The organism is Thermoactinomyces sp. DSM 45891 (genome assembly GCF_900119485.1).
Taxonomy (GTDB): Bacteria; Bacillota; Bacilli; order Thermoactinomycetales; family Thermoactinomycetaceae; genus Baia.
Window position 1 is genome coordinate 335369 of record NZ_FPJZ01000002.1, and the last position, 11803, is coordinate 347171.

An 11803-nucleotide genomic window follows, 5' to 3' on the forward strand; every position below is an offset into this window, starting at 1 on the left:
TTCTCACTATCATTGTGTACATGAAATCAATAGATTATACCCTTACTAAGATGATATCAGGCTAGGAAGCCATCTCGACCATGTCAAATAGTCCAAAATAAACCGTGCTAGCAAATGTCCTAATATAACCGATAAAAAGATCATCATCCACTTTACATGATACGCTTGTTTCACTCGTAAAATAGCCTCAATCCGGACATTCAGCAGAAGTCTCCACGCAAGTACAATGCAAAAGAGCGATACGAAGATAGATAATAAGGACTGGAAACCAATTGATGCCGCTCCGTTCATGCTATGCACCCCTTTCACGTCTTGTTCTCTCTGCAATAAACCTATGGTATCGTAAATTCCAACCGGAATCAAAGAAATCCTGCGTTTGACTTAATTTCGCTATATTTCAAAGCTTCCTTTTTAAAACCAACTACTAGTTTAATCTTTTTTCATCTATGAAGCAAACGCATAATGAACAGGCTCACCATACAAATTTTGTAAAACAAAAATTTGTATGGTGAGCCAAATTGCCTTCGAAAAAGAATCAGTTTTTCAATTGCTGAATCCCCTCTAACGGTATTAGACCATATCCCCATTTTACTGCTTCTAGCTTACTTAATAAAATATCTGGAACAATCCCAAGCCCGATTGTTCCGAGTACTACTACGAGTATGGTGAGGGCTGGGAAAATCGAGATAGGTATCTTTTGATCCGAAGTTGCATTTTCGACAAACATACGTTGCACAATCCGGAAGTAGTAATAATACGAAATCACAGTGGTTACGAGCAAAGTGCTTATCAATAGCCACATATGGCTTGAAGCAAACGTATTTAAGGACAAGTTTACTTTTCCAATGAAACCTGCTGTAAGCGGTATTCCCGCTAGTGAGAGTAAAAAGAGTGTCATCGCAATTCCAAGTCCTGGAGATCTTCGAACCAAACCATCAAAGCTAGTAAGCTCATCATTTCCTGTCTCTTTTGATACAACATGTACGACCGCAAATGCACCGATCGTCATGAACATATAAACGACTAGGTAAAAAACCACGCTAACAAAGATTAAGTTAGACTGTAAGCTTGGAAATATAATAAACAGATAGCCTGCTTGAGCAATTCCAGAGTAAGCCAGAATCCTCTTCACATTCTGCTGTCTAAGAGCCACTGTATTTCCAACAATCATGGAAACAGCCGCTAAAATCGCCAAGGCCCACATCACGTTCTCCCCCCATACTTCAGAACGGAGCAAGGGATACATTCCAATTAATAAAAAGCGAATTAAGAACAGAATGCCTGCTGCCTTCGATACGACCGCTAAGAACGATGCAACAGGGGAGGAAGCACCTTGATATACGTCCGGTGCCCACATATGGAAGGGAGCTAGCGAAATTTTAAAAGCAAATCCAACTAGCATTAGACAAAGACCCACTATAATAAAAAGATCGGATTGAGTACTCTGCACGACTTCTGACAAACTCTGCCCCAAAGTAAACAAATTCGTTGTTCCTGATATCCCATAGAGAAACGAATATCCATATAAGAAGAAGGCAGAGGAGACCCCTCCATATATGACATACTTCCATGCGGCTTCTGTGGCAAGACGTTCATGCTTTCTCATCCCTACTAAGATATACGAAGAGATACTTAATAACTCTAATCCGATAAATAAGGTGATAACATCCACAGAGGATGCCAAGAACATCGCACCTAATAAGGCAGAGAGCATTAAGATATATTCTTCCGCAATATAGCGATCGGTCCTATCGGCCTTTTTTCGATCCATCGCAACAAGCAGAATTAACGCAGTCGAGGTTAAGAACAGAAGCTTAAAAACGAGAGACATTGGATCTAAGCGATATGTTCCAAATAGGATTTCTGCTGACTTTAGCGGTAATTGACCTACTACAAACACTAAGGCTCCCAGAACACTAGCTAAACCAATAAAGCCAAACCATTTACGTGATAGGGATGAAGGAAAAATCAAGTCCATCAAGAGAAGCAGGACAATCCCAGCGATAATGGTTGTTTCAGGTGTCAAAAGAGACCACTCTATCTGTGCAAATACATTATTCATTATCCTTACCTCCCCATCTGAATGGTCTGCTGGAGTTGGTTTCCAATCCAGTCTGGATCAACCCCCATCCAAATCGATAAAATGACTAGTAACAACATCGGTAGCCATTCCCTCACTTGGATATCTTGCAAATGTTGAAAGCGAGTTACAGACTGCCCATAAGTTACTTTTAATAAAGCTCGTAAGGTATAAGCAGCCGCGATAATAAACCCAAAAGAGCCGATAATCGCAATCTGTGGATTTACTTGATACACCCCTAGGAAAGCAATCAATTCACTTACAAAACCCGATAATCCCGGGAGACCCAGTAATCCCATAGCCCCCACCATAAACAATCCTGATAGAATCGGAAGTTGTTTCGCTAACCCTCCTAATTCAATCAGTTCCGTCGTACGTGTACGCTCTACTAAACTGGTAATAAGAAAGAAAAGAAGCGCCGATATAATCCCGTGAGAAACAGCCTGATAGATCGCTCCTTGCATCCCGGCTTCCGTCAATGAAGCTAGGCCGATTACGAGAATCCCCATATGACTAACGCTTGAATACGCGATCACACTTTTTAACTCTTTTTGTGAAAAAGCAAGTACCGCCCCGTACAGAATACCTATCAAACCTAGAATCATAAGCCCCGTTGCGATCTGCGCAAAGAGCGTCGGAAACAATCCAACACCGAAACGAATCATGCCATATGCTCCCATTTTTAGTAGAACACCCGCATGAATCATCACCACAGATGGTGGTGCCTCCACATGAACCTTTAACATCCATGTGTGGAACGGGAAAACAGGCAATTTAATGGCAAATGCAATCATGAAACTGAGAAAGATTCCCCATACGAATGTAGTCGCCTCTGGAGGAAGTCCTCCTAAATCAACTTGTGCAAAAACAGCTTTGATTTGATCTAATTCAAGCGTACTCGTGAAAGCTAACAAACCGATGATCGCAAAGAGCAGAAAAGCAGATCCAAGCCCGTTATATAGCAAGAACATGTACGATGCTTTTTTCTTTTCCAAACCACCCCAACCACTGATGAGAAGGAATAACGTAACCAGCGTCATTTCAAAAAACAAGAAGAAAAGAAGGAGATTTTGGGAAGCAAATACACCGAGAGTACCCACTTCCAGAAGCAATAGTAGTGAATAGTATAGCTTCGTCTTCGTTGTGATGTAGAGTGAAGCGATCCCTGCAAATAAAGCAATCGCCGCAGTGAGGAGCAACATAATAACGGATAAACCATCTACTCCTAAGTGGTAAAACAGCTTCATATCGCCAATGTGAAACCATTCAAACTTCTGAGTCCATTGAAGACTACTTGCTCCACTACCCAATCGTTGATAGAGATAAATGCTAAGGACAAGTGAGGGAAGCATCGCGAGTAAACCAATCATACGATGCCAAGAGATTTTCGCACTTGGTACGACAGCCAAAAACAGCAAACCAAGCAAAGGAGCAAATATAATAAAACTCAGGAGCCAGTGCTGTAGAGCATTCATCCGATCAACCTCCCGAATGCCAAACTAACAAATAAAATCAAGAATGCGATGAGACTTACCCATACATACGTCTGAACCTGCCCATTTTGCATCATGGAACCCAATCTACCTATAGACATCGTCCCCCAACCCACAAAGCGAACGATCCCACCCACGACAAAGCGATCAAATCCATTCAAGAACCACGCAACTGCTTTTAACGATGAAACAAACATCATCTGATAAAGCTCATCAATCCAATATTTTCGATACGATGCCTGATAGAGCCAAGAGAGCCGTTTAGACAACCCCTCTGCCGCTCCCTGTTTCCACACATATAGAAAAGTAGCAAGCAAGATCCCTAGTAAGGATGCCCCTACTGCTGAACCAATCAACCATAGAGGAGCATGGCCGGGCAATTTCGTTATCTGGGTAATCGTTTCAGCACTCGCACTCGTTGTTGGATAGGAAAAGAATCCCCCAACGATTGAAAACACCGCTAAAACAGCTAAGCTAACCTTCATACTCCCAGAAATCGAATGGATTTTTTGATCTCCGCGGGATTTCTTTGCAAACACCAGGTAAAAGAGCCGGAACATGTAAAAGGCTGTAAAAAAGGTTGTGAGTAGCCCGATCACTAATAAATCTGTCTTACCCGATAACTGGATCGCATACATGATTTCATCTTTTGAGAAAAATCCTGAGAACGGCGGGATTCCAGCAATTGACAAACATCCGATTAAGAAAGGAATGCCAAGCCATTTGGAACACTTCCATAGTCCCCCCATTTTGCGAACGTCTTGCTCATGATGCAAGGCAACCATTACCGCACCAGCCGATAAGAAGAGAAGGGCTTTGAAAAATCCATGTGTGAGCAGATGGAAGCTACTAGCATAGACAGATCCTACACCCATTCCTAGCATCATAAAGCCTAGTTGACTAACGGTCGAGTATGCTAAAACTCGTTTGATATCGTTCTGTGTAACCGCAATCGTGGCCCCAAATAAAGCCGTAAACCCACCGATATACGCTATTGTTGTAAGAGCAACCTCTGAACCCTGAAATAGGAAGAATAGATTCCCTACCAGGTAAACTCCTGCCGCCACCATCGTAGCCGCGTGGATAAGAGCACTTACAGGAGTCGGCCCTTCCATCGCATCAGGTAACCAAGTATGTAATGGAAACTGGCCCGATTTTCCCACGGCCCCCACAAAGATGAGAATCGCCACCGTTGTTAGTGCTCCACCTGTTAATACACCTGAACCAACCGCATCTTGAATCACTCGTAGATCAAAACTACCTACCTTGTGATAGACCATAAAGATCGCGATTAGTAAGCCAATGTCACCAATCCTTGTCACGATAAACGCTTTTTTAGCCGCTTCCTTTGCTTCCGGTCTAAAATACCAGAACCCTACTAGTAAGAAGGAACATAAACCTACAAGTTCCCAGAAGAAATAAATTTGTAGTAAATTAGCGGAGATTACGAGACCTAACATCGAGCTAGTAAACAGTGAAAGATACGCATAAAACGTGGTTATGCGAGCATCCTTTTTCATATATCCCATGGAATAAATCTGAACCAGTAAGCTAACCAGTGAAACTAAGAAAACCATTATTATGTTCAATGGCTCTAACATAAAATCAAGATACAGCGGTTTACCTGCTATCGAAAACCACTGATATTTCGCCGTTTGAATCACATTTTGCTGAAAAATCCCCATCCAAGCTAGGTAAACAGCGAAACCGAATGAAATGCCTATCCCTATCAGACTTAACGTAACCGCAAGCCTTTTCTCAATTACATCGCGCAAGGCAATAAGAAGGACAAACGCAATCAACGGAAAAAGAGGTAAAACCCATGCCCACGTAAACATCATGCTTCATACCACCTCTATCCCTTCAGCAAATTAAATTTCTCAGCATCGATTGTTTCTCGATTGCGATAAATAGCAAACAAAATCGCAAGACCCACCGCCGCTTCTGCCGCAGCAACTACCACATTAAAGAGCGCAAATACTTGCCCATTCAAATTAGGCACGAGACCCATTTTTGAAAAGATCACCAAATTGATATTGGCAGCATTTAGCATTAATTCTAGTGAAAACAGCACGATCACTGCATTCCGTTTGGTCAACACGCCAATCAATCCAATGACAAATAAGATGGCAGCAAGCGCTAGATAAGAAGCTATTAACATTACTCCTGCCCCTCTTTCCTTGCTATAATAATCGATCCAATCAGAGCAACTAATAGCAGGATCGAAGCAAGTTCAAATGGAATCATATAAGTCCCAAAAAACAACTCACCAATCTTCTCAATCCCGTATTCGTTGGTATCTACAGCATCCGAGACAAATGTAGCGCCCCGTGATAACAAGACCAAACTCACTAGCAACACTCCTGCACCTACTACACTCAACCAATAGTGAACAGGTCGATTTAGTGTTTCTTCGGTCTCTTTATGTCTCGTCATCATAATTCCAAATAACATCAAAATAGAGATAGCCCCGGTGTACACCATAATTTGAATAACAGCAAGAAAATCAGCGTTTAGTAAGAAGTAGATCCCCGCAATACTAAGGAAAGTAAATGCCATCGATACTACCATATGGACAACATTCGTGAAGAAGATCATAAAAACGGCTCCGCAAATCGCTAAAACAGATAAAATAAAAAACGCAATAAATTCGCCCGTAATCTCCATTTACTTATTCGCCCTCCCTGTAGCCCCAGGCGGTTTGCTAGACATGTTTTCTTGCCGGATATTTTGATTGTTATCATGAAGCCACTGCATACTCTTGAATAGATCATCGCGGCTATAAGTCGCTAATTCAAAGTTATTGGTCATCACAATCGCTTCTGTGGGACAAACCTCTGTACATAAGTCACACAAAATACAAATTTCAAAATTTATATCGTAGACTTCAATTACTTTTCCTTTTTTCTCAGGATCTGGATTTCTCTTTCCTGTGAGCGTAATACAATCAGTTGGACAAACCAACGCACATTGGTTACAGACAATGCATTTTTCCGCATCAAAATGCTGAATCCCACGAAATCGATCTGGAACGGGAATGGGTTCCGCAGGGTAATTATAGGTAACTTTCGGCTTCGTCATGTTTTTCAATGTTACACCAAGCCCTTTTACCAATCCAAACATTCTGTTCCACCTACCTTGTCTCAATCAAATCAATAGAATGAAGAAAGAACGGGTATTTCTTTGAAGATCGCCGTTAAGAAAATATTGAGAAGCGATAATGGAAGCAGTACTTTCCATGCAAACTGCATGAGTTGGTCTACACGCAATCGTGGCATTGTGGCCCGAATCCAAAATAATGAAAATACAACCAGTGAGAACTTTAATAAGAACCACAAGATCCCAGGAATCATCGTCAATCCAAACAATGGAAGCCATCCACCTAAAAAGAGACAAGTGGTAAGCGATGCCATCGCAAATACATACACATACTCCGCGAGCATAAAGAAAGCAAAACGAAATCCAGTATACTCCACGTGATATCCAGCTACTAACTCAGACTCCGCTTCTGGCAAATCAAACGGCGTTCGATTTAACTCCGCCAATGAAGCGATGAAGAAGATGAGAAACGCTAAAAATTGTGGAACAATAAACCAAACTTTTTTCTGGGCAAGGACAATATCATTTAAATCTAAAGACCCCGTAGTCATCACGATCCCAATCACAGAAAGCACGAGTGGAATCTCATAACTAATCATCTGTGCTGCTGAACGCATTCCACCAAGTAATGAATATTTATTATTCGAAGCCCAAGCTCCTGTCAAAATCCCGATGATGGTAATACTAGAGATCGCAATGTAATATAGAAGCCCCACCGCAAAATCACCAAACTGCCATGAATCTGTAAAAGGAATAACGGCCAAAACAGCAAATGCTGGCACAAAAGCAATAACAGGCGCTAATTTGAATAAAGAGCGATCTGCTTTCCCTGGTACTATATCTTCTTTCAGCAATAGCTTCGCCACATCTGCAATCGTTTGAAATAATCCCCAGGGACCTACTTGGTTGGGACCAGGTCGATTCTGAATCCATCCAATGACTTTCCGCTCAAACAAAATGGCATATGTCACAAAACCAAGCAATAGAAGCATTAAGATGATCGGACCGAGATAGAAGAACAAATCCATTACCCATCAACCTCTCCCAAAATAATATCGATCCCACCTAAAATCGCAACCAAGTTTGAGATATTCTCTCCTTTTAGTAATACTGGCAAGATCTGAAGGTTGTAAAAGGATGGACGACGGAATTTCAAGCGCCACGGCTTATTCTTCCCATTGCTGACGATATGACAGCCTAACTCCCCTCGAGGAGACTCCACACCCGCATAAACCTCCCCTTCTGGCACACGTAATACTTTCGGTACTTTCCCCATAATCGGGCCTTCTTTTATCACATCAAGAACTTGTTTCACAATTTTTAACGACTCTGCTATCTCCTGCATTCGTAGATGATACTTATCTAATACATCACCTATTTCACCAACTGGAATCTCAAACTGAAACTGATGATATAACGAATACGACTGATGCTGCCTTAAATCCCACGGTATTCCTGTCACGCGCAGATTGCTTCCCGATAAGGCATAGGAGAGGGCTTGCTCTTTTGTATAAACCCCAATCCCTCTAGTCCGTTGAAGGAAAATATCATTACCTGAAATCAGATCATGATAAGTATTCAATTCCTTCTGCATATAACGAACAAATTCTTCCACTTTCTGAAGCCATCCATCTGGAGCATCCCACTTGACGCCCCCTACTCGCATATAGTTATATGTCAAACGCGCTCCACAGAGCTCGTTAAATAGGTTCAAAATGGTTTCCCGATCCTTGAAGCAGTAGAGGAATGGACTCATCGCACCTAAATCAAGTAGAAACGTTCCCACCCAAACCAAATGGCTCGCAACCCGATTTAGTTCCATGGTAATCATGCGTAGATAATCTGCGCGCTCAGGTATTTCCAGACCCATCAGCAGCTCCGTCGCATGAACCACCGCATAGTTATTTGTCATCGCGGATACATAATCAAGGCGATCCGTATAGGGAATGATCTGTGTATAAGTTAAATCTTCGGCTAACTTTTCTGTTCCACGATGCAAATAACCTACCACAGGATCAACCTCACGGATAATCTCTCCATCTATCTTAATAACCAGACGTAAAACTCCGTGGGTACTAGGGTGCTGTGGGCCCATATTTAGTAACATTTCTTCTGTACGTAACATGCTCACACCCCCTCATCATACGGCACATAATCTTTACGTAGCGGATGCCCAACCCATTGATCTGTTAACATGATTCTACGCAAATCTGGATGTCCCTCGAACGTAATCCCCATCAAATCATACGCTTCTCGTTCATTCCAATTAGCAGCATCCCAAATATCAGCTACTGAATCCGCTTTTGCTTCTGTCCGATCTACTTTGATTCGCACTCCAAGACGTTCTTTATGCGGGAACGAAAAAAGATGTACAACCACTTCCAAATGAGTTTCATAATCCACAGATGAAAAGTTCTGCACATAATGAAACTGACAATCCGAATGATTTCGTAAATGAAGAGCGAGAAAACGCCACCACTCACCTTTTATAACCAAAGTGGGCAGATCAAGATTCGCTCGATTAATAAAGGCATCCTCTAAGTGCTCAGATCCTTCCAGATCCTTTAGCTTGACCACGAACTTATCCAACCAAGGTTGTTTACGAGAAGGCTCTAACGGCTTATCCTCCACTGGTTTCTTCGCCACTGGGCGTGGTGTAGCCGCTGGTTTCCTAGGGGGGACAGATGCCGCCTGGGGCTTCGTTACAGCTTCTTCTGCTTGCCCAGACAAAGTCTTTACCGACATTTGAGTATCTTGTTCTTTGCTTACGGGTTCAGATCCATCCCCTGTCACCTCTTGAGAAGGAGCATCTGACTTTTGAACACCTTGTTCCCCATTAGATGACTCATTTTTCACAGTTCCCTCACCCATCGCATTTGCAGGCTTCGTCTCTGTAATAAGCTCTCTTTCCTGTTTTTTTTCTTGGTCACTCACGGATTGTCACCCGCTTTCCATGCTTCGCTTCATAGCGAATCTTTTCTTGTAATTTGTGGATTCCATATATTAACGCGGCTGGATTAGGTGGACAACCAGGTATGTACACATCCACAGGTACAATTTGATCCACACCTTTTACTACAGAGTAGGACTTAATGTAGGGTCCGCCTGCTGTGGCACAAGAACCCATTGCGATAACCCACTTAGGCTCTGGCATTTGATCATATAATCTACGTAAAAGCGGTGCCATTTTCTTCGTCACCGTACCTGCTACAATCATCACATCTGACTGACGAGGAGAAGCACGAAAAATCACTCCAAAACGGTCCAAATCATAGTGAGAGCCACCTGTCCCCATCATTTCAATCGCACAACAAGCAAGGCCAAATGTAAGCGGCCACAAAGAATTACTTCGAATAAGAGATTTCATTTGCTCTAGATTCGTAGTTAGTACATTGCGCTGTAGTTCTTGTTCTTCAAACGGAGAAAAATCCTCAAAATTTACTCCCATTTCAACACCTTCTTTTTCCAAGCATAGGCGAGGCCTAGTACCAAAAGCCCAATAAAGATAATCATTTCATACAAAACCCATACACCTAATGTAGCCCGCAGAGAATCATACGCGACTGCCCATGGATACAGAAAAATGGTCTCCACATCGAAAATAACAAAGAGAAGAGCAAATAAATAATAACGAACGTGGAACTGCACCCATCCCTCTCCAGTAGGATCTACCCCACTTTCGTACGTGATTGCTTTGCGAGAAGATGGTTTATTCGGTCTTAGCCACTTCCCAACTGTCAATGCTGCTACAGGCAACAATATCCCGAGTGCAATAAACCAAGCAATCGTTAGAAAACTAGCCTCTAACTCCATGCAAAAGCCCTCCCTAGCCCAAATAACCTATATATCCTTCTAACAAACTATGCATGTAACCTGATTCTCAACAACAAAATCAAAAAATAACAAACTAGAATTAATAGAATGATTTTATATATTGTTTTGAATCATTAATAATGATTATAGCAAAAGGCTAAAATAGTGTCTAATTTGTTGATATAATGTATCTAAAAAAAATAGATTTCTTTTTGGGAAAAGCTGTAGTGGTTGGCTAGGTTCAATTCCAGCATTAGATATATCGATTAAATTTATAAGATGATTTGGACAAGAACCTGTTCGTTCACTGCATACACACCGAATCTCTACTTAGATAATAAATAGCAAAGACTCTCCAATATCTACGACTCCTAGACGATGCCCTTCTCCTTGAAAACTGTAGCTACATAAATACTTTCTTTTATAAATATAAGACTTAAACCTTCCGAATCGCCTACCCACCATATACATACACTAAGCTAGCCTCATTATTTATCTAGCAAAATAGATATTCAAAAGAGTATTTTGTAAATAATTTAAAATAATTTATAGACACAGTTTTTTGTCGTGTGGTATATTCTAGAAGGCTAAATCGACTCACAACCTAACCTTGAAAGAAGGAATGTAAAATGAAAAAAGTAATAATGGCCACTCTAGGCTCTCTCCTTTTACTATCTCAAACAGCTCATGCCAGTGAAGGAATGGTACTTGGCAAGCAAGATCGTATCGTCTTCTCTCAAACCTATAATCTAGATAAGTATACCTATTTTGGCTGGGATGTACAGGCGGGTCAAGATACTCGTTACTATGTTCAATATGAAATCGTAAAAAATGGGAAAGTAGTCAAAACTGGCTATCTGAGAAGAGGCGAAACAGCACATGGACTAGAGCCAAAAGGCCCGGGTGAGTATTTACTCGTTTTGAAATGCCAAAACGGATATAGTCAAGGATGTTCTGCAACTGGTAATGTAGTTCTTGCTATGGAGTAGCCATAAGTCTTTATCAGTTATCCTTCACTATTCTTGCATGCATTCAAAAGCTTCTTCTAGAATTAGGTATGGTGGTTGTTAACCATGTCTTGAAACCTAGAGGGAGCTTTTTCTAAGCAGAAACACATTCTATACCAGATGTGGCATATACATAATAAAAGAAGCATCTAGTTTATCCAAATGGACTAGATGCTTCTTTTATTATGTATATGCCTGGCGACGTCCTACTCTTCCAGGACCCTGCGGTCCAAGTACCATCGGCGCTGGAGGGCTTAACGGTCGTGTTCGGGATGGGAACGAGTGGATCCCCTCCGCCATCATCACCAGAC

Annotated in this window: 13 protein-coding genes and 1 rRNA gene; 1 reads left to right on the forward strand and 13 read right to left on the reverse strand. The window is 41.7% G+C overall.

Going from position 1 to position 11803, the window contains the following annotated elements; all coding sequences use genetic code 11:
- Nucleotides 1-45: 45 nt before the first annotated feature.
- The 12 genes from BT147_RS04725 to BT147_RS04780 all read right to left on the reverse strand — a co-directional run bounded on the left by BT147_RS04725 (nt 46) and on the right by BT147_RS04780 (nt 10485).
- Entirely contained in the window at nt 46-291 is a 246-nt protein-coding gene (locus BT147_RS04725; protein WP_072331444.1) for a DUF1146 domain-containing protein, read from the reverse strand.
- Nucleotides 292-535: 244 nt separating this feature from the next.
- Nucleotides 536-2062, reverse strand: coding sequence for an NADH-quinone oxidoreductase subunit N (locus BT147_RS04730; RefSeq protein ID WP_072331447.1), 1527 nt, complete (start codon nt 2060-2062; stop codon nt 536-538).
- A 5-nt stretch (nt 2063-2067) separates the two neighbouring features.
- On the reverse strand, nt 2068-3555 hold the full coding sequence (locus BT147_RS04735) for a complex I subunit 4 family protein (RefSeq protein ID WP_072331450.1): 1488 nt from the start codon (nt 3553-3555) through the stop codon (nt 2068-2070).
- Entirely contained in the window at nt 3552-5414 is a 1863-nt protein-coding gene (gene nuoL / locus BT147_RS04740; RefSeq protein ID WP_353640702.1) for an NADH-quinone oxidoreductase subunit L, read from the reverse strand. The genes BT147_RS04735 and nuoL overlap by 4 nt, the downstream gene beginning before the upstream one ends.
- Before the next feature lie 14 nt (nt 5415-5428).
- Complete coding sequence (gene nuoK / locus BT147_RS04745) at nt 5429-5734, reverse strand: NADH-quinone oxidoreductase subunit NuoK (protein WP_072331453.1); 306 nt, start codon at nt 5732-5734, stop codon at nt 5429-5431.
- Nucleotides 5734-6240, reverse strand: coding sequence for an NADH-quinone oxidoreductase subunit J (locus BT147_RS04750; protein WP_083426372.1), 507 nt, complete (start codon nt 6238-6240; stop codon nt 5734-5736). Before BT147_RS04750 ends, nuoK begins: the two co-directional genes overlap by 1 nt.
- A complete protein-coding gene (nuoI, locus tag BT147_RS04755; RefSeq protein ID WP_072331456.1) occupies nt 6241-6696 on the reverse strand; it encodes an NADH-quinone oxidoreductase subunit NuoI in 456 nt (151 codons plus the stop codon). It abuts the gene before it with no gap.
- Nucleotides 6697-6725: 29 nt separating this feature from the next.
- A complete protein-coding gene (gene nuoH, locus BT147_RS04760) occupies nt 6726-7700 on the reverse strand; it encodes an NADH-quinone oxidoreductase subunit NuoH (protein ID WP_072331459.1) in 975 nt (324 codons plus the stop codon).
- A complete protein-coding gene (locus tag BT147_RS04765; protein ID WP_072331462.1) occupies nt 7700-8797 on the reverse strand; it encodes an NADH-quinone oxidoreductase subunit D in 1098 nt (365 codons plus the stop codon). The genes nuoH and BT147_RS04765 overlap by 1 nt, the downstream gene beginning before the upstream one ends.
- Before the next feature lie 2 nt (nt 8798-8799).
- Nucleotides 8800-9606, reverse strand: a complete 807-nt coding sequence (locus BT147_RS04770) for an NADH-quinone oxidoreductase subunit C (RefSeq protein WP_072331465.1) — start codon at nt 9604-9606, stop codon at nt 8800-8802.
- A complete protein-coding gene (locus BT147_RS04775; RefSeq protein ID WP_072331468.1) occupies nt 9599-10120 on the reverse strand; it encodes a NuoB/complex I 20 kDa subunit family protein in 522 nt (173 codons plus the stop codon). The genes BT147_RS04770 and BT147_RS04775 overlap by 8 nt, the downstream gene beginning before the upstream one ends.
- Complete coding sequence (locus BT147_RS04780) at nt 10111-10485, reverse strand: NADH-quinone oxidoreductase subunit A (RefSeq protein WP_072331471.1); 375 nt, start codon at nt 10483-10485, stop codon at nt 10111-10113. Before BT147_RS04780 ends, BT147_RS04775 begins: the two co-directional genes overlap by 10 nt.
- Nucleotides 10486-11114: 629 nt before the next feature.
- Between BT147_RS04780 and BT147_RS04785 the strand changes: the two genes are divergently transcribed.
- On the forward strand, nt 11115-11474 hold the full coding sequence (locus tag BT147_RS04785; protein WP_072331474.1) for a hypothetical protein: 360 nt from the start codon (nt 11115-11117) through the stop codon (nt 11472-11474).
- 211 nt (nt 11475-11685) lie between these two features.
- On the opposite strand, the gene rrf is transcribed toward BT147_RS04785, so the two are convergent.
- Nucleotides 11686-11802 (reverse strand): 5S ribosomal RNA (gene rrf / locus BT147_RS04790).
- Nucleotide 11803 lies beyond the last annotated feature (1 nt).

Excerpts from the sequence above, each read along its gene's own strand:
- BT147_RS04775 (WP_072331468.1), bottom strand. The coding sequence starts at position 10,120 with ATGGGAGTAAATTTTGAGGATTTTTCTCCGTTTGAAGAACAAGAACTA.
- BT147_RS04725 (WP_072331444.1), bottom strand. The coding sequence starts at position 291 with ATGAACGGAGCGGCATCAATTGGTTTCCAGTCCTTATTATCTATCTTC.
- BT147_RS04780 (WP_072331471.1), bottom strand. The coding sequence starts at position 10,485 with ATGGAGTTAGAGGCTAGTTTTCTAACGATTGCTTGGTTTATTGCACTC.
- BT147_RS04750 (WP_083426372.1), bottom strand. The coding sequence starts at position 6,240 with ATGGAGATTACGGGCGAATTTATTGCGTTTTTTATTTTATCTGTTTTA.
- BT147_RS04735 (WP_072331450.1), bottom strand. The coding sequence starts at position 3,555 with ATGAATGCTCTACAGCACTGGCTCCTGAGTTTTATTATATTTGCTCCT.
- nuoK (WP_072331453.1), bottom strand. The coding sequence starts at position 5,734 with ATGTTAATAGCTTCTTATCTAGCGCTTGCTGCCATCTTATTTGTCATT.
- nuoL (WP_353640702.1), bottom strand. The coding sequence starts at position 5,414 with ATGATGTTTACGTGGGCATGGGTTTTACCTCTTTTTCCGTTGATTGCG.
- nuoI (WP_072331456.1), bottom strand. The coding sequence starts at position 6,696 with ATGTTTGGATTGGTAAAAGGGCTTGGTGTAACATTGAAAAACATGACG.
- BT147_RS04730 (WP_072331447.1), bottom strand. The coding sequence starts at position 2,062 with ATGAATAATGTATTTGCACAGATAGAGTGGTCTCTTTTGACACCTGAA.
- nuoH (WP_072331459.1), bottom strand. The coding sequence starts at position 7,700 with ATGGATTTGTTCTTCTATCTCGGTCCGATCATCTTAATGCTTCTATTG.
- BT147_RS04765 (WP_072331462.1), bottom strand. The coding sequence starts at position 8,797 with ATGTTACGTACAGAAGAAATGTTACTAAATATGGGCCCACAGCACCCT.
- BT147_RS04785 (WP_072331474.1), top strand. The coding sequence starts at position 11,115 with ATGAAAAAAGTAATAATGGCCACTCTAGGCTCTCTCCTTTTACTATCT.